General features: G+C 66.0%; 22 protein-coding genes and 1 pseudogene. 14 read left to right on the forward strand and 9 right to left on the reverse strand.

Features of this window, described 5'->3' with window-relative positions; all coding sequences use genetic code 11:
* Positions 1-1,700, reverse strand: a 1,700-nt coding sequence (locus VE759_RS09125) for a bifunctional serine/threonine-protein kinase/transporter substrate-binding domain-containing protein (protein ID WP_324930668.1), incomplete at its 3' end; no start/stop codon positions are given.
* Between the two features lie 118 nt (positions 1,701-1,818).
* Between VE759_RS09125 and VE759_RS09130 the strand changes: the two genes are divergently transcribed.
* From VE759_RS09130 to ppk2, 11 genes are all read left to right on the forward strand, one after another.
* On the forward strand, positions 1,819-2,451 hold the full coding sequence (locus VE759_RS09130; RefSeq protein WP_324930670.1) for a class I SAM-dependent methyltransferase: 633 nt from the start codon (positions 1,819-1,821) through the stop codon (positions 2,449-2,451).
* Positions 2,452-2,483: 32 nt separating this feature from the next.
* Positions 2,484-3,158, forward strand: a complete 675-nt coding sequence (locus tag VE759_RS09135) for a hypothetical protein (RefSeq protein ID WP_324930673.1) — start codon at positions 2,484-2,486, stop codon at positions 3,156-3,158.
* A 105-nt stretch (positions 3,159-3,263) separates the two neighbouring features.
* Entirely contained in the window at positions 3,264-3,455 is a 192-nt protein-coding gene (locus tag VE759_RS09140) for a hypothetical protein (protein WP_324930675.1), read from the forward strand.
* Positions 3,456-3,573: 118 nt separating this feature from the next.
* On the forward strand, positions 3,574-4,059 hold the full coding sequence (locus tag VE759_RS09145; RefSeq protein WP_324930678.1) for a hypothetical protein: 486 nt from the start codon (positions 3,574-3,576) through the stop codon (positions 4,057-4,059).
* Positions 4,060-4,194: 135 nt separating this feature from the next.
* A complete protein-coding gene (locus VE759_RS09150) occupies positions 4,195-4,788 on the forward strand; it encodes a hypothetical protein (RefSeq protein ID WP_324930681.1) in 594 nt (197 codons plus the stop codon).
* Positions 4,789-5,087: 299 nt separating this feature from the next.
* Entirely contained in the window at positions 5,088-5,783 is a 696-nt protein-coding gene (locus VE759_RS09155) for a Rieske (2Fe-2S) protein (RefSeq protein WP_324930684.1), read from the forward strand.
* A 254-nt stretch (positions 5,784-6,037) separates the two neighbouring features.
* Positions 6,038-6,367, forward strand: coding sequence for a cupredoxin family copper-binding protein (locus VE759_RS09160; RefSeq protein WP_324930727.1), 330 nt, complete (start codon positions 6,038-6,040; stop codon positions 6,365-6,367).
* Positions 6,364-7,299, forward strand: coding sequence for a metallophosphoesterase family protein (locus VE759_RS09165; RefSeq protein WP_324930687.1), 936 nt, complete (start codon positions 6,364-6,366; stop codon positions 7,297-7,299). Before VE759_RS09160 ends, VE759_RS09165 begins: the two co-directional genes overlap by 4 nt.
* An 11-nt stretch (positions 7,300-7,310) precedes the next feature.
* A complete protein-coding gene (locus VE759_RS09170; RefSeq protein ID WP_414687868.1) occupies positions 7,311-7,691 on the forward strand; it encodes a hypothetical protein in 381 nt (126 codons plus the stop codon).
* A gap of 678 nt (positions 7,692-8,369) precedes the next feature.
* Positions 8,370-8,648, forward strand: coding sequence for a hypothetical protein (locus tag VE759_RS09175; RefSeq protein ID WP_324930691.1), 279 nt, complete (start codon positions 8,370-8,372; stop codon positions 8,646-8,648).
* A 296-nt stretch (positions 8,649-8,944) separates the two neighbouring features.
* Complete coding sequence (gene ppk2, locus VE759_RS09180; protein WP_324930692.1) at positions 8,945-9,826, forward strand: polyphosphate kinase 2; 882 nt, start codon at positions 8,945-8,947, stop codon at positions 9,824-9,826.
* Positions 9,827-9,838: 12 nt separating this feature from the next.
* Here the strand turns inward: ppk2 and VE759_RS09185 are convergent, their stop codons facing one another.
* The 8 genes from VE759_RS09185 to VE759_RS09220 all read right to left on the reverse strand — a co-directional run bounded on the left by VE759_RS09185 (position 9,839) and on the right by VE759_RS09220 (position 15,151).
* A complete protein-coding gene (locus VE759_RS09185) occupies positions 9,839-10,621 on the reverse strand; it encodes a VOC family protein (protein WP_324930695.1) in 783 nt (260 codons plus the stop codon).
* 317 nt (positions 10,622-10,938) lie between these two features.
* On the reverse strand, positions 10,939-12,759 hold the full coding sequence (locus VE759_RS09190) for a proton-conducting transporter membrane subunit (protein ID WP_324930698.1): 1,821 nt from the start codon (positions 12,757-12,759) through the stop codon (positions 10,939-10,941).
* Positions 12,760-12,765: 6 nt separating this feature from the next.
* Positions 12,766-13,113 carry a cation:proton antiporter subunit C gene (locus VE759_RS09195; protein WP_324930702.1) on the reverse strand — a complete coding sequence of 116 codons (348 nt, stop codon included), beginning with the start codon at positions 13,111-13,113 and terminating at the stop codon, positions 12,766-12,768.
* Positions 13,110-13,835, reverse strand: coding sequence for an MnhB domain-containing protein (locus VE759_RS09200; protein WP_324930705.1), 726 nt, complete (start codon positions 13,833-13,835; stop codon positions 13,110-13,112). Before VE759_RS09200 ends, VE759_RS09195 begins: the two co-directional genes overlap by 4 nt.
* Positions 13,836-13,849: 14 nt before the next feature.
* Entirely contained in the window at positions 13,850-14,128 is a 279-nt protein-coding gene (locus VE759_RS09205) for a DUF4040 domain-containing protein (RefSeq protein ID WP_324930708.1), read from the reverse strand.
* Positions 14,125-14,427, reverse strand: a complete 303-nt coding sequence (locus tag VE759_RS09210) for a monovalent cation/H(+) antiporter subunit G (RefSeq protein WP_324930713.1) — start codon at positions 14,425-14,427, stop codon at positions 14,125-14,127. Before VE759_RS09210 ends, VE759_RS09205 begins: the two co-directional genes overlap by 4 nt.
* Positions 14,428-14,432: 5 nt before the next feature.
* A complete protein-coding gene (locus tag VE759_RS09215; RefSeq protein ID WP_324930716.1) occupies positions 14,433-14,687 on the reverse strand; it encodes a hypothetical protein in 255 nt (84 codons plus the stop codon).
* Positions 14,684-15,151, reverse strand: a complete 468-nt coding sequence (locus VE759_RS09220; protein ID WP_324930719.1) for a Na+/H+ antiporter subunit E — start codon at positions 15,149-15,151, stop codon at positions 14,684-14,686. Before VE759_RS09220 ends, VE759_RS09215 begins: the two co-directional genes overlap by 4 nt.
* Before the next feature lie 9 nt (positions 15,152-15,160).
* Here VE759_RS09220 and VE759_RS09225 point away from each other — a divergent pair, with 9 nt between their 5' ends.
* The 3 genes and pseudogenes from VE759_RS09225 (at position 15,161) to VE759_RS09235 (ending at position 17,225) form a co-directional block, all read left to right on the forward strand.
* Positions 15,161-15,292 (forward strand): hypothetical protein, encoded by a 132-nt coding sequence (locus tag VE759_RS09225; RefSeq protein WP_324930721.1) that lies wholly within the window; start codon positions 15,161-15,163, stop codon positions 15,290-15,292.
* Between the two features lie 169 nt (positions 15,293-15,461).
* Positions 15,462-15,599: pseudogene (locus VE759_RS09230) on the forward strand (DNA starvation/stationary phase protection protein); the annotation flags it as partial.
* Between the two features lie 33 nt (positions 15,600-15,632).
* Positions 15,633-17,225, forward strand: a complete 1,593-nt coding sequence (locus tag VE759_RS09235; RefSeq protein ID WP_324930723.1) for a PAS domain-containing protein — start codon at positions 15,633-15,635, stop codon at positions 17,223-17,225.
* The last annotated feature ends 153 nt before the right edge of the window (positions 17,226-17,378 follow it).

A 17,378-nucleotide genomic window follows, 5' to 3' on the forward strand; every position in this document is an offset into this window, starting at 1 on the left:
AGGGCCCGGCTCAGCGACTGCGACAGTGCTGAGCTCTTGGCTACCGGCCAGCCGTACGGGGCGGAATCGAAGACCTCGCCTGCGCCCTCGAGCGCGCCGCCGCTGGTTTTGATCGCAAACCCTGTTACCGGCGAATCGGCCGACATGGCATCGACCTTTCCGGCGATCAGGGCGGCAGTGAGATCGTCCTGGCGGACATAGACGTCCTTTTCGATGGACGGCTTGCCGGCCGCGACGCACGCATCGCTCTTGGCGGGGATCTCCTTGCTTTCCTGAATCGAGGCGTACGCCACGCCAATTCGCAGCCCGCACGCATTGTTGGGATCGACCGGCGGACCGGGCCGCTGCGCCCACAGCGTCCCGGCCTCGAAGTAGGTGACGAAGTCGGCCGACGCCTCGCGCTCCTTGGTGTCGGTGAACGACGACATGCCCACGTTGAAGTCCCCGGCCCGCAACGACGGGATGATCGCCTCGAAGGCCGTCTCGCGGTATTCCGGCACGAGCCCCAGAGTCCTAGCCACAGCGTTCATCAGATCGATGTCGAAACCGACGATCTGGCCACTGGAATCGTTGAATTCATTGGGCGCATACGGCACGTTCACACCCACGATCAACCGGCCCGTCGCCCTGATCTCTGCGGGCACGGTCGCCGCGATCGCCGGAACCGCCCCCACCGCCCGTGTCGAGGACGAGCTCTCGGCGGCGCTCGCGGGTCGGCTACGTTGTTCCGACGCGCCCCACCGGTGCCATGCCCCGAATGCGCAGACCACGATCAACACCAACCCGGCGCCCGCCACGGCGAGGGCTTTGCGGGACATGCGCCGACCACCGGGCGCCCCGGCGCGAGGCGCCGAATGCCGCCCGCTGCTACCGACTTTGCGCACGGGTGCATTCAGCGCGCGCTGAGCGGCGGCGGCCAGCTCGGCCGCCGTTTGATATCGCTTCTGCGGTTTCTTGGCCATGCCCGTGGCGATGACTTCGTCGAACGCGGCCAGTTTGGGGTCGGTGGCCGATGGGCGAGGCGGCGGCTTGGCCACGTGCCCGGCGATCTGCTGCTCGAGACTGTCCGCCGGATAGGGGCGCGAACCGGTGAGGCATTCGTAGAGCACGCAGGTCAGCGCGTAGATGTCGGAGCGCGCATCGGCCCGCCCGTCCTCGAAGCGTTCCGGGGCCATGTAGGCCAAGGTGCCGAGCGTGCTGCCCGCGGTGGTCAAGCCGGCTTCACCGGCCGTGCGGGCAAGGCCGAAGTCGATCAGGTACACGAAGTCACGGTCGGTGATCAAGATGTTGGAGGGTTTGATGTCCCGATGGATCAGGGCCGCTGCGTGCGCGGCATCCAAGGCCGAGGCGACCTGCTCGACCACCGATACGGCAAACGCCGGTTCGAGCGGCTTGTCGCCTTCCTTCAGAATCGTGCCCAGGGTGCGGCCGTCGATGAGCCGCATGTCCAGATACAGCCGGCCGTCGATCTCGCCGAAGCCGTGGATCGGGACAACATGTGGGTCGTTCAGCCCGGCCGCGGCATGCGATTCACGGCCGAAACGCTGCTGAAACGTCTGGTCGTCGGCTAGGTGCGGGGGCAGCACCTTGAGCGCGACCACGCGGTCGGTCCTGGTGTCGTAGGCCCGGTAGACCTCGCCCATCCCGCCGCGGCCGATCAGCTCCAGCAGCTGATAGTGCCCGAATGGTGTCGCATCCACCGCTTACTCCTCGGCACCCACTCCCCCGTCGGTGTGTGGATCGAAGCTACATCACCTTTGCCGGAGATGTGGCGGCACCGGCTTGGCGTCGCCGTCGCCGGGCGGGCAAGCTAAGGCCATGGCGATGTCTGACGCTGAACAGGTGTGGGAAGAGCACTACGGTGAGCGTGACCGGATATGGAGCGGCCGGGTCAACGTCCGCTTGGCCGAGGAAGCCGCGTCGCTGCCGCCGGGCCGTGCGCTCGATCTCGGTTGCGGCGAGGGCGGCGATGCCCTGTGGCTGGCCGAACGCGGCTGGCAGGTGACGGCGGTGGACATATCGAACACCGCGCTGGAGCGGGCGGCTGCCACTGCGCGAGAACGAAACTTACAGGACCGCATCGACTTTCAGCGCCACGAGCTGCCGGACACGTTCCCCGACGGCACGTTCGATCTGGTTTCCGCCCAATTCCTGCATTCGACCGTCGAACTGGACCGTCCGGCGTTGCTGCGCAGGGCCGCCGAAGCGGTTGCGGTCGGCGGGACGCTGATCATCGTCGACCACGGCAGCGCCCCACCCTGGGCATGGAAGCTGGACCACCACCACGAGTTCCCCAGCGCCGACGAAGTCGTCACGTCGTTGAATCTCGATGCGAGCGTGTGGCAGCGACGCCGGGTCGAGTCCGTCGAGCGCGAGGCCACCGGGCCGGAGGGCCAGACCGCGATCGTCACCGACAACGTGATCGTTCTGGGCCGCCTCGATACTCGGTAGTTGGCGCGTACGTCAGGAAAGGGGCTGTCGCCATGGGCAGGCCGTCTGCCGGCTGGTTGCGAGCCGCGGCGGTATTGACTTTCGTCGGCACCCTCGCGCTGCCCACGGCCGGGAACCTCGGCGCCGATGCCGGGTCGACGGACGTCATCACGGAGGTGGCCGTCGACGCGGGCGGTCGGGCCGCCAACGGCTACCACGTGGTGAATCGGCAGCCGTCCCCCAACCTCTCCGGGTGTCCGGGGCCATCGCCGGCGGCGGTGGGCAACAACATCTATGCCTGTCAGCCGAGTGAGGCCGCCGCCGATGTGTGTTGGCCGGCGCCCGCGTCGCTGCTCTGCACGGTCGACCCATGGGGCAAGGCGCTTCGGCGTTTTCCCGCCCCCGGCGCGCTTCCGGCGGTGCAGCCCCCCGCGGCGCCGATGCCGTTCGCGCTGGCGTTGGACGACGGCACTCGCTGCGTCCTGCCCAACGGTGGCGCGTGGGGCGGCCGAGCCGACGGCACCGTCCCCGTCTACGGCTGCGGCCAGACCACGTGGTCGCTTGGCGTGCTCGCACCCCCCGATTGGGACCCTGCGTCAGCGATCGACCGCTCGCAACCGTTGTGGGCCGTGTACGTCGGCCAGTTGGGTCCGCCGACCACCCCATTTCAGCCGCCCATTCGACACACGGTGACGACCGCCTGGTTCGCGGGCAGCGCGACCGGCTGACGCCGGGCGGTCGTTACTGCCATGCCTGGACAACTTCCTGCCAACCGGAACTAAACGCTCTGACCTCCCTGTTTCCGCAACCAGAGCACACGGAGAGGGAGAGCAATGAAGAAGAACGTCACATTCGCAACGATCGCCGCCAGTGCACTCGGCGCGCTGACCATCGGCCTGGCCGCCCCGGCCATTGCCACTCCATCCGGCTCGGCGAACGGCCCTGACATCGTTAACGTCGACGGTTACATGCACGTGGGACACACCCCTTACGGCACCTACCAGAACGCCCACAAGGGGCGGTAAGGCAGGCGGTGCGCCGCGTGTTCGACGGACGCTGAGTGGGCTGGTGGCGATGTCGCGCACCTGGGGGACCGGCGACGCGCCCGGGCGCGAGCATGCCAGTAGGCCCTACGGTAATGGCATGGCAGAACACTCACCCGCAGTCACGATCTCGCATCCACCGGCCCCAGTCCTGCGCGTCGTCAACCCGATCGTGCGGTTCCTGCTGGGCACTCCGGTCTTGGGTCCCGCACGCAAGCAGCTGATGGTGGTGAACTTCACCGGACGCAAGACAGGGCGGCAGTACTCGGTTGTGCTGAGCGCCCACCGGATTGACAACGATCTTTATGCCCTGACCGCCGCGGCGTGGAAGCAGAACTTCCGCGACGGCGCCGCCGCCCAGGTTCTGCACGACGGGAAGACGACCACCATGCACGGCGAACTCATCCAGGACCGTTCGGTCGTCGCCGATCTTTACCAGCGCTGCGCCGAGTCCTACGGGGCCAGCGGCGCGCAGCGCGCGATGGGATTGAAATTCCGCGATCCGCGGGTACCCACACTCGAGGAGTTCGCCGAGGCGGTCGATCGAGACCACCTCGGCGCTGTCCGTTTGACCCCCGCCCGGTAGGCATACGGGGGCCGTCGGGCACTTCGCGCTGATTGTCGAAAGCGCACCCGATTCGAATCCGCAAAACCGGGTACGTGAAGCGATGTATTCACGCGATATTCGGGCGCCGCCGCGCCGGTCGGTTAAGGAGTTCTGATGCGCGCCTTCACCGTGAACCCGCGCGGTTGGTGGCTAAGCCGACTCGTGGGCCGCAATCCACTGCTGCGCCGCATCGATCGAATCGAAGCACTCGTCGCGATGGTCGCGGTCATCATTTCGCTTGCCGCGGCGCCTGTCGCCGCCATCGTCGGTGTTGCGGTTCACGCTGCCCGCGACAGCGTCTACGCCGAGCAGGCGCGGTCCCGGCACATCATCGCGGCGACCGTCCTCGACAGCTGGACCGCGGCGCGGCCGTTTCACACCGCAGGCAGCGTGCGAGCCGGCTGGAACGCGGCGGACGCCGATATCGTCGGCACATTTCCGTGGGATGGCGCGGCAAAACCCGGCGACCGGATCGACATCTGGGTTGACAGCACCGGACGACGCGTCGATGCCCCGCCCCCGGGCTGGCGCGCGAGCGTTGACGGCGCCGGCGCCGGCGCCGCTTTGTGGTTCGGGGTCTTGGCCGTAACCACGGCCGTGGTTGCGGCGGTCCACGCACGGCTAGACCGCGTCCGAGAGGCCCAATGGGAACGCGAGATCCGGCACCTAGCCGACGACGGCGGGGGCCGTACCAACCGCCAGCACTGACCGGCGCAGCGGCGTGCGGCCGCGATATTTTGCGCCGCCGAACGTGACAGCAGCGCCACGTCCGGTCGTGGGTGTGACTCTGGCGTCACGTTCGCCGTGCGGCCGCCGGTCGGTGCGGCTTGCATCTGTTGAATGCGCGTAACCCGAGCCGCTATCTATTAGGAGAGTGTCAGTGTCTCCGCTGCCCGAAAACACCCAGAAAACGCCAGCGGATCTGTCAAGGCACCGCCGCTCGGCCGAATGAGGGGCCGACGCAGACCCTGGCAAGTGGCGGCACACGGTAACCGAGAGGGCAAGCGATGAACGCGCGAGGGTTGCGACGGTATGTCGATGACCTGTTGCGCGATCGGCGTCCGACTCCTTTTCGCCCGGGCGGTTTTGAGGCTGCCCAGATACGGACCGCAATAGAGCTGCGGGCGGCGCGGCCCGGGGCCGACGAGCCACGCGGGGAATTCCTGGCCGATTTGCATCGGCGCGTCGCCGCGCAGATGGAAGGTGAGCAGGCACCCGCAACGAAGGTGAGCTGGCTGGCCGCCAGCCGCCGGCAGGTGGTGGTCGGACTATCGGCGGCCGCGGCAGCGGTGGTCGCGACGGTGACCGCCGATCGCCTGCTATTTCGCGATGCGGGGCATGCGGTCGCCGCCGGCGGCGACATGGTCCCCAAGCAGGGCCGCTGGCAGCCCGTCACGGCGAGCTCGGACGTCACCGGTGACGGTGTGATGCACCCATTTGAAACTGATTCACTGTTCGGGTTCGTCCGCCGGGTAGACGGCCGCCCCGAAGCGGTGTCGGGCGTCTGCACGCATCAGGGTTGCCGACTGTTTTTCGACCAGCCCGCTGAGCGGCTGCGCTGCCCCTGTCATTTCGCCTCGTTCGCCCCGACCGGACAGGTCCTCACCCATCCGAGCCCCAGGCCGCTGGCACCGTTGCCGCGGTTGGAGGTTCGTGAGGTCAACGGAACCATCGAGGTGTTCGCGCCCGCCGAACCGGCGTGACCGCCCTGGGGTGGCCCGCGGTGTAACCCGCGTCCTTATCTCTTGATGAGCACTTCGCATCCGGATGACTCGTCAACGATCAGGGAGGTTGCACTCACATGTCCCCGCCTCATCGTCGCCCGCTCGCTGCGCTGCCCGCCGTCGCGGGGGCCGCCGCGGCGGTGCTGGTGATTTCGGCTTGCTCGAGCTCCAGCCCGGGATCCAGCACGCAACCATCGATCAACTTCGGGTCGCAGGCCAGCGTCACCCCGGGGATGGCCGGCGGCGGCGCGGCACCTGGATCGGCGGCCCCGGGGGGCAACGGCCCGCCGAGCGAGGCGCCGCCCCCGGCCGGACCGAATGCCGTCAGTATCAATAACTTTGCGTTCGCCCCCACGACGCTGACGGTTCCGGTCGGCTCGAAGGTGACCTGGACCAACCACGACGAGGAGCCGCACACAGTGGCGGCTAGTGACGGCTCGTTTCACTCTCCCGGATTGGGCACCAACGCGACCTACTCCTACACGTTTCCGACGGCGGGCAGCTATGACTACATCTGTTCAATCCACCCGTCCATGCACGGCACAGTGGTGGTGACCAAATGAGCACCGAACGCGATCCGCATGCGATGACACGCCGCCAGCTGATCCGCCATTCGGCGTGGTTTGGGGCGGCGGTGGCGTTGACCGTGGCCGGCGGTGAGGTGATCTCCCATGTCGCCGGGTCTACCGGGGCTCAAAAGACGCAAGCCCGACCCACCCTACGTTTCGCGCAGATCAGCGACAGCCACATCGGATTCACCGGCGCCCCCAACCCGGATGTGGCCAAAACCTTCACCGGGGCAATCCACCAGGTCAACTCGCTTGGATACACGCCCGACTTCGTGATCCACACCGGCGACCTGACGCATTTGGCCACCCCTGATCAGTTCGATCAGGTCAAGCAAATGCTGACCGGGCTGAACACGCCACACATCTTCACCGTTCCCGGCGAACACGATTCGGTTGACGACGGCGGGCAAAGGTACCGCCAAGTATTTGGCGCGGGCACCCGCGGGGATGGCTGGTACAGCTTCGACATCGCCGGTGTGCATCTGATCGCGCTGGTGAACACGCTGAACCTGAGCAAGCTGGGGCACCTGGGTACCGATCAGCTCGAGTTCATCGAAAAGGATGTCGCGCCACTGTCCAGTGACACCCCGATCATTGTCTTCAGCCACATTCCGCTGTTTGCGATGTACCCCGACTGGGGGTGGGGCACGGAGGACGCCGCCAAGGCCCTGAGCTATCTGCGCCGATTCTCGTCAGTGACCTGTCTCAATGGCCATGTGCACCAACTGTTCTCGAAAACCGACGGTAACGTGACGTTCTACAGCGGCACCACGACCGCGTACCCGTTGCCCCATCCTGGCGAGGGCCCGGCGCCCAAACCGATAACCCTGCCCGCAGGGAAACTGCACGACGCGCTCGGTATCCGCGAGGTCAGCTACACCAAGGGCCAACAGGCACTCGCCTTGAAAGAGCAGACACTGCAATGAGATCAACAGCGATAGAGATTCCGCTCAGACTCGCGATCGCGGCCACACTGGCCGTCAGCGGCGTCATCCATGCCTACCTGTACATCCACGGCTACAACCACATCCCCACGATCGGGCCGGCATTCCTATTGCAGGCCAGCCTGTTTTGCGCGCTGGCCGTGCTGATCCTCGTCGGCGCACCGGAGTGGTTTCGGTGGGCCGGCGCGGCGCTGTCGGCGGGGACGCTGATCGCATTCGCGCTGTCCCGCACCACGGGCCTGTTCGGCTTCACCGAGGACGGCTGGAACCCGTCGCCGCAGGCAGCCCTCAGCGTCATCGCCGAAGCACTCACCGTGATGCTGGTGGCCGCCGCTGTGTTGGGCAGCCGCGCCAAAGCACCAGCCGCCGTCTGACTCCTCGCCGGTCCCCCGCCCCGGGGCTCTGGCATCCCTGCGTGTCACGGCGGTCCTCGTGCGTGTCACGGCGGTCCACGTCGTCAGTCCGGGAGTGTCCCTCACGACTGGCGCGTCGCGATCAGCTGTGCCGCCGCGGTGCGCCCAGCAACCTAAAGGGTTGGTCGGATCGCCGGCCGAGTGGGTGCCGCGACCCGGCTCTTGGCAAGCGATGAACTATTCTGATCCGGCCCTCGTTAATAGGTAAGAAGCCAACGCACCGCAAGAGCGCGAAACGATACCATTACCGGCGCCCTGCTCGTTAGTCGGCGTGCGGAAATCATAATCGCGCCACGCGCCGTTGAATTCTGCGCGGCAAAAGCATATGTGACACTGCCGCGACGCCGATGCCGGGGTGGCGACGCGACATGGCCACCGCCGCTGATTTAATGCGTGGTCAGGCCGTGTTCGCACCTCGCCACGCTAACGCCCTGGTCGCGGCGTCTGCCTGTCTCAACTGCGCTGGAGTGCAGCCGGGCAACATGGAAATAATGGACTTTTGCGATACGCATACCTCATATATCGCGCCCAAGATTATCGCACACGACTTTTCATCCGATGTAACCCGCCGCCCTATCTATAGGTAAGAGTTCTACCACGGAACTTGCACCCATCGGGTATCAACAAAGGAGCACGATTATGAAGAAGTTCGCCGTCACCGCCGCCACCGTCGGCGCCCTAGCAGCAACCGCCCTGGGATCGGCGGCCGCGGCCGCAGCGGCGCCCAGCGGAGGCTCATCGGCCGCCGACACCGTCCGGAGCCTGCAAGTCCAGGGCTACAACGTGCAAATCAACGGATCGGTGCCGGCTTCGCTGTCACAGTGCACGGTCACCGGTGTCCACGGGGACTCCCCGATGGACCCAACACACGTCACCACCGTCTACGTCGACGTTGACTGCGCGCCGTCGAACAACTGATACGTCCCGCCGGAATCGCCGGGCTCGGCGACCACGTCGACGTCTCGGGGCCCTTGCCCTATGACGCAGTAATCCCTACAAGCGAATCGAGGTACTGCGATGCTGTTGATTCTGGGCACTATCAGCGGCATCGCCACCGCGGCGGTGATGTCATGGCTGCAGCCAGCACTTGAACATTGGGCCAGCACACACTCCCGGCGGTGAAGCGGCCGTGAGGCGGGCCGCCGCCGCGATCTGCGAGGACCGTTCACGTGGTCGCTACCGAATGTTCTTCAATAAGTGCTTGGCTTCCAGCAATGGTTCAGCTAGACGCCGAAGTGTTGTCGACCATGGACCATGGCTACACGGTCGACGATGACGATGACGACGATCCGGTACTGCTCGATCGCCGGGGCGTTGCGGTTGACACGTGGCGCGAGAACTACCCGTATGACCACCGGATGGCGCGTCACGATTATGAGATTGACAAGCGGCTGCTGCAGATTGAACTTCTGAAACTGCAGAAGTGGAGCCAAACCACCGGCGCCCGTCACATCATCCTTTTCGAGGGACGCGACGCGGCCGGCAAGGGCGGCACCATCAAGCGGTTCATGGAGCATTTGAACCCGCGTGGCGCTCGTGTGGTGGCGTTGGAAAAACCCACCGACCGCGAGCGCACCCAATGGTACTTCCAGCGCTACGTGACCCACTTGCCCGCCGCCGGCGAGATGGTCTTCTTCGACCGGTCCTGGTACAACCGCGCCGGCGTGGAACGGGTGATGGGATTCTGCACGCCCGAGCAGCATGCCGAGTTCATGGAGCAGGTACCGCTTTTCGAGCAGATGCTGCTCAGCGATGGGATCAGCCTGACAAAGCTGTGGTTCTCGGTGTCACCCGCCGAGCAACGCACCCGGTTCACCATTCGGCAGGTCGATCCGGTACGGCAGTGGAAGCTCTCGCCGATGGACCTCGCCTCACTCGACAAGTGGGACGCTTACACCGCGGCCAAAGAGGCGATGTTCCGTATTACAGACACCGACGTTGCGCCGTGGACCGTCGTCAAAAGCAACGACAAGAAGCGGGCCCGGGTCAACGCGATGCGCTGTCTGCTCGCCAAGTTCGACTACGAGGGCAAGGCTCACGAGGTGGTTGCCGAACCCGATCCGCTGATCGTCGGGCGCGCGGATCTCAGCGACTGACAGCGCAGCCGCCTACTGCTCCGGCGCGGGCTTCAACACACTGAAAATCGCGCCCTGCGGATCGGCGAGGACGGCAGACCGGCCCACCGACGGGATGTCGAACGGCTCCGCGGCGACTTGTCCGCCCCCCGTGGCCGCCTTGGCCGCCGCGGCGTCAGCGTCGTCCACCGCGAAGTAGACCTGCCAATGGTTCGGCACACCGGTCATCGGCGGTTCCATGCAGCCGCCGACATCGGTCGCGCCCGCCTTGAGAATCCGGTATTGCTGGCCCGGCGCCATCTCCACGGTGGAGTGGGTCAAACCGACCACCGCTTCATAGAATGCCAGCGCAGAATCCGGCTTGTCCGTGATCAGTTCATTCCAGATCACCGCACCCGTCTCATTGACCAGCGTCGCGCCGATGTGTTGATTGGCCTGCCACAGCCCCACGACCGCGCCGGTCGGATCGGCGACGAACGCCATCCGCCCGGCATCGCCGATGTCGGTCGCCGGCATCAACACCTGCCCGCCCGCGGGCCCCACCCGATCGACGGCCCCATCGACGTTGTCGACTGCAAGGTAGGTGTTCCACATCGGCGGCATGCCCTCCGGCGCACCCGGTGGCATCGGCGCGATGGCCGCCACCGTTTCTCCGTTCACCACGGCCATCGAATACACCCCACCCTGCGGCATCGGTTGGTCGTCGAAACCCCAGCCCAAGAGCGACGCGTAGAACTCCTTCGCGCCGGACTGATCGGTGGTCTGCAGGTCGACCCAGCTGGGCGTGCCCTGGGCGTATTCGGTTCTCTTCGGCATGACTGACCTTTCGCTAATTGGCGGATACTTCGGCAACAGCCGTTGACGGCCGGTGAATGCGATGAGTGGATCGAGCGCTCCGGTAGCAGGCCGGCCACACCCAGAACCTACTCGGACACCGGCCCGGAGACAACCACCCGCCGGCCGGCAAAGCAGTGAAATCCCAAGCGCGTGGCAGCTATTCGAGACGCAACACGCAAGCATGAGGTGCTCGTATCGCCGAATGGGACGCTGGGCGAAGCGTCCCGGTGCCGCGGTGCTCCCGACTTGACCGACTCGCCGCTCGGCGGGGCCGTCATCCCGTCAGCATGAAGGCGTCATCGGGCAAAGAGCTCGTACAGCTGCAACAGCACGATTAGCGCGGCGGTTCCGACAAACATCCAGGCGACGTAGTCGCCGATATGACCGGTGTGTGCGCCGCGTATCACGCTGGCCAGGGGCCCGACCGCATGTGCGACACGGCGGACCCAGACCGCAGCCTGCGCACGCGACAACGCGACTACGGCCAGACCAATGCTCAACAGGACCGTCAGCAGCGCGATTACCGCACCCCACACGTCCCACCCGTGAGCCGCGGAAGCCGGCGCCACTGCGCCGCCGAGATAAGCCGCGACATCGGTGAAGCGGTGCGCCGCCCGCGACGCCCACGCAGGGACGGCTGGCCACACACCCACCCCGAGTGAGCCGATGATCGGCACCGCCATTGCCGCGTAAATCGATATGGGGATCCGGGCGAGCCGGCGGGTGTCGGGCCGCTCCTGCCCGCGGCTGTCCGACCCGTGCCCGTGCGTGTCCACATCCGCGGAGCCTTCTGCACCCCAGCGCGTGAAGCATCGCAATCCGACGCGTAGCACCGCACCGGCCGTCAGGATCGACACCACACTGAACAACACCAACATCCACGACGACCACACCGACGACGCTGCGGTCTCGGCGATCGCCTTGCCGAGGCCAGCGCCGAACGGCGGCAGGCCCGCCAACGCCATCGCGGCAACGAAGTACGCCACCGCCAGCGCGCGGTCACGCCGGCCCGCACCGGCCAGCTCCATTTCGTCAACCGTCGCATAACGATCCAGCAGTACGCCGACGACCAGGAACAACGCGCCCTTCGCGCCGGCATGGCCCGCGACGGACAGGGCGGCCCCCGCGGTCCCGTCAGGCGTCAACGACGCGGCCGCTACCATGAACAATCCCATGTGGGCGATCGTCGAGTCCGCGAGGAGCCGCTTCACATGCCGTTGATGCACACACATGAACGCACCCACCAGCGCGGTCAGCGTTCCGAAGATCAGAAACGTGTTCTGAAATACGCTGTGCGGCAACGTGTGTGAGAACACCACCCAATAGATCCGCAGGATGCCGTACAGACCGATTTCTACCATTACACCGGAGAACAGCAGGCACACCGCGGCGGGCGCGACAGCGTGCGCATCGGCGAGCCAGAAGTGCAGCGGCACAATCGCCGCCTTCACCAGAAGCCCGCACACCACCAACGCGAACACCGTCACGGTGAACAGCTCGCCCGCTCCTTCGATCCCCTCGCGCAGCTGCGCCAGTCCAAGCTGACCGGTGCGCGCGTAGAGGAGTGCAATGCCCATCAGCGTGATGCATGCGCTCAACGTCTGGATGACGCCGAAGTTCAGCGCCCCCTGGATCGCTGACTGGTCTTCAATCTTGATGCCGGTCAAGGCATACCCTGTCGCGCCCGTCAACTCCAGGAAGACGAACATGTTGAACAGGTCACCAGCCAGCACAAACCCTTCCATGCCGGCCAGGAACAGCAGAAGCAGTGCGAAATAACGGGAATCGGCCTCGTCAAGGCCCCGCCAGCTGTACAGCACCGCGCATGCCACCGCGGTTGCGATCAAGACTGCGAACCCCGCCGCCAATGGGTCCGCGGCGAGCGAGATCCCTGCGGCCAGGGTTCCTTGCGGTCGCCACCCGCCAACCCATTCGATTGCGGTGCTAGCCGACGTCTGCACGGTGACCGCAACCGCCAGTGCCGCGGTCGCCACCGCGCCGACCAGGGCAAGCACGTCGATGGCCGGGCGCGGAACCCGGTTACCCGTCGCGGCGACAACACACGCCGCGACGATCGGTGTCGCGATCAGCAATGGCAGCGCGTCCGCCGCGTTCACCCGAGGTCAACCCCGCAGTGCGCGCAGCTCATCCGGATCGACCGTGCCGTGTCGCTTGTGAATCTGAACCGCCAAGCCGAGCAACAGTGCCGTGACCGTCGCGGACACGACGATGTCGGTGAGCGACATGGCCTGCACCACCGGGTCCACCACGGCGGCCGACGGAGGGTTGCTGGAGCCGAAAATCGGTGCGGACGAATTCCTTTGGTACCCGACAGCAAGCAGCATCACGTACGTGCCCGACTGCGTCACCGACAAGCAGACCACCGCGTGAACAAGGTTGCGACTGCGTGCGATTCCGAAAGCGCCAAGCACAACCAGCCAGGCCGCCACACCATAGGCGAAGATGCTCACCTCTTCTCTCCCCGCTCGACGATGGTGATCTCCTGCGCGAAGAACTGCGCTAGCAGAACCGTCATTCCGCAGGCGACCTCAACCCCTACCGCCACGTTGAAGAGCGGCACGGTGCCCGCCGAAAATAGTTCCGCCAGTCGCCCCTTGGGTAGGAAATTAGCCAAAAATGCCGCACCGAACACCATCCCGCAGACGCCGAGCAGAGCGAAGGCCGCCGCACCCGCCACTTCGGCCCGATCGAACACGTTGACTGGACGAAGCCGGTCAAGCGCACGGAAACTGCCGGTCACATACAGCAGGTGCAACGCGGTTGCGATTACCACGCCGCCCTGAAAACCGCCGCCGGGACTGATGTGACCGTGCACGACGAGGCTGATCCCGACGACGAACGTCACGGGCATCATCAGATATCCCAGCAGACGGGCGGCATCCATTGCGTGGCCGGTTGGCATGGGCAACAACTCGCGCTCCTCGACGGCGGGGCGCAGCAGCGCCATCACACCAATCACCGACGCCAGCAGGATTGTCTCCTCGCCAAGCGTGTCGATCGCGCGCACGTCGAAGTTGACAGAAGACACTACGTTGGCTGTCGCGTGCGACAGCGCCGCCCGCACCGCAAGGTCGCGATACGGGTGGTAGGGGTCGCCGAACTGCGGCAACGCATCCACAGACAGCGCGAAGAAGCAGGCGAGAACCACAGCGCCCGAACCGAAAAGCAGCATTCGGACGCGGTGACTCATTGCGCTGACTCGCTGTCGTTCTGATTTGTCGCGTCCGACTTTTCCTGCCGCCGAATCGCGCGCAGCGTCAGCATGACCATCAACGGCACCACCGCGGCACCGATCACCAACTGCGACAACGCCACATCGGGCGCCTGCAGGACCACGAACAACAGCGTCAGCGCCACTCCGAACGCCGAGTACGTCACGGCCTGGTCCTCGGCGTCCTTGGTCATCACCACCGCGGTGGCGGCTGCGCCGACGACAACGAAGGCCAGCACCGTCAGTACGGTCACTGCGGCTCCTCCTGCTCGATAACATGTTCGCGCTGGGCGGCCATGCGCGCGGTCGCGGCCGCCACGACCGGGCCGGTCACCGCGACGATCATCACCGTGAGGATTACCAAGGCCGTTGCGATCGACCAGCCCTGGCCGACCGCGACCGAAAGGCCGACCAGCGGTGCGCCAACGGTCGTCGCCGCCGTCAGTGCATGCAGCCGGTCGAAGACGGGCGACAAGAACAGCGCCGCCACAGTCGAGACCACGACGACGGCGCATCCGGCCGAGACGAGAATCCATTCAAAGAAGACCACCATTGCGCTCACCGTTTGGGCACCAACAGCCGGACGAAGACCAGGCTTCCGGCGACCGACGCGATGGCCATGGCCAGTGGAACGATCAGATAGGACGTCTGCCCGTAATGCTTTGCCAGCAGCAGCATTAGCAGGATCGCCGCCACGGCCGCGAATTCCAGGCCCACCAGGCGCGCAGCCGACTTTCCGCGCGCCGACATCCACAGCGCAGGCATGAAGCCGCCGACCAGAAGGGCGAGCGCCCCAAACAGCCAGGGACTCACCGTCTTACCGCAGAATCAAGTCGGTCCGAGCTGTCGCAGAGGCGGTGCAGGATCAGCACGTTCTGCGCCGGGTCGCTTTCGACGACCACGGTCGCCGGCGTAGACCCGAGCACCGTCAATGCGATTGCTCGCCGCGTCGCTGCAACCGGCTCGGCCTCCGCTGGCAATTCGAGCCGAACCCATTGGCCTTCCGTCGTGCGCCCTCTCTCGACCAGTCCCCAGCGCCAGACCCGCCACGTGTCGCCGGGCAATTGCCGCAGCATCAGCGGTAGCCACTTGAGCCACGCCCACCGCCAGCTCCACACGCCGTCGTTGGCTCGGCGCAGCCAGGGCGCCGGGATCGCGCAGCCCAATGCGCACACTCCACCAACGAGCAGCTCGCTCGCCGTGACAGCCTGGACGGTGACCAGCCACACCGCGAACGTGATAACCCACCACGCCACGATCTCGGCGAGCAGTCGCATGGTCCTATCGTGCCCAACTCACTGCGGCATTTGAAGCGGCGACGCGCCCACAAGCCACAGGCCGGCCAGCACATGATCGCGGCGGTCGGCGGTTCCGAGCTGGTCGGGTCGGCGGTTCCGAGCTGGTCGGATCGGCGCTGACCGGAGCCCATTCTTTCTGGAACCAATCCTTTTCTTGACTGAGTCCAGAAAAGTGCATACCTTGGGCATGGCTAGGGCAACCAACGAAAGGACCGCCACCATGGCATCTGGAGCAGCAGTGACCGATGCCCGTGTCAACCGCCGAGCCGAGACGGCCGTTTCTGCAAACGCGGCAGTCGGGACCATCCGCACGGTCCACGACGCCGTCGATGCCGAGGATCCGAGCACCTCCGATCTCTTGCACGCGCTCACCGACACGCTGGAGAAGCCGGCCCGGATGATCAAGTCCGAAAACTGCAGGGTCTAGCGGATCATGGACGCGCCGGCTATTGCACAAGACTTGACGGACCCCGCGCACCTTCAATTGGAAAGCCACCCGGCGGGCAGTAACGCCTGCTCGATCGACGCCCGCACCGATATCGAGACCGAGCTGTCGTGGGTGGCCGAGCCGACGGCTTATCTGGTCGGCGCGAACCCGGCGTTCGTTCGGGCACTTGGATATTCGAAGCAGGAGCTAAACTACCGTCCGTGGCTTGACTTCGTGCATCCGGCGGATCGTGAGCGCGTGCGAGTGATTCTCGACAGTCTGCTGACATCGGAAAACCCGGCCCAATCCGAGAGCCGATTCCGCTGCAAGGACGGCACTTACCGGTGGATCGGTTGGACCGCGGTGGCACGCGATGGCCTGTTCTATGCGACCGGGCGTGACTTCACGGCGCGCACGACCGATGCGGACGGGCATCCGGCAGCCCCGTGCGAAGCCTGGGATTGCAACGTACGGCTGCAGGCGATGCTCGAGCAGCAAGCGGCGCTGCGGCGAGTAGCAACACTCGTGGCGGGCGGCGCCAGCCCATCTCAAGTATTCGCGGCAGCGGTTGAGGAAATGGCCAACTGCATGCACGTGGACAGCACGGCCGTGGTGCGGTACGACTCCGACAACGGAGCCATCGTGGTGTCGGGCCGCTATCAGCCGGCGCTGGGGAAGCAGTCGCGAGTAGGTGAGCGGTATTCGTTGGACGGAGACAACGTCGCGGCACGAGTGTGGGCAACCGGCCGCGCCGTGCGCATCGAAAACCACGAAACGCCCGCACGGGCTGAGGGAGCCGCAGACGTCCAACTCATCCCACGATCGGCGGTGGGCGCGCCAATCGTCGTGAACGGCACACTGTGGGGACTGGCTGTCGCCGGCTCGTTCGGACCCGAGCCGCTGACGGCGGACAGCGAGGCTTGCCTCGGCGATTTTGCGAACCTGCTTGCCACGGCAATTACCAACGCCGCCGCACGCGCCGAACTACTCGCTTCGCGCGCACGCATCGTCGCCGCCGGTGACGATGCCCGCCGCCGCTTCGAGCGCGACCTGCACGATGGAGCGCAGCAGCGGCTGATCTCGTTGGCGTTGTCGCTGCGCATGGCGGAGGCGTCGGTGCCGCGCGACCAAGCTGGCCTCAAAAGAAGTCTGGCCCGGGCTGTTTCAGATTTGAGCGACATCTCGCATGAGATTCGGGAGATCTCACACGGTCTGCATCCGTCGATCCTGTCCCACGGTGGACTTGGCCCGGCGCTGATAACGCTGGCTCGCCGGTCAGCGGTACCGGTCGCATTGGACGTCACAGTCGATCACCGGCTGCCCGACTCCGCCGAGGTCGCTGCGTATTACGTCGTGGCCGAGGCGCTGACCAACGCCGCCAAGCACGCGCAGGCCTCTGAGGTGAAGATCAGCGCCAGCGCGGACGGCGACGAATTGCGCGTGGCGGTCAGCGACGACGGGGTCGGCGGCGCCGACTCCGACAAGGGATCCGGTCTTAGCGGTCTGATCGACCGCGTCGAGGCCCTCGGCGGCCGCATGCGGATCGACAGCCCACCGGGGCGGGGAACCTCGGTGCAGATAGCGATACCGGTTGGTTCCAATGAGGCCGATTCAGTCTGCGGATAGCCACCACCACGGCCCCAAGCCAGGCTGTTGACGTGGCGGTTGTGGTGTTACGACAGGCGCAGGCGATTGCGGCGGTGCGGCGGGTGCAGGCGATTGCGGCGGTGCGGCGGGCGCAGGCGATTGCGGCGGTGCGGCGGGCGCAGGCGACTGCGG

Origin of the sequence: Mycobacterium sp., from assembly GCF_035640695.1 — a bacterium.
Lineage (GTDB): Bacteria > Actinomycetota > Actinomycetes > Mycobacteriales > Mycobacteriaceae > Mycobacterium.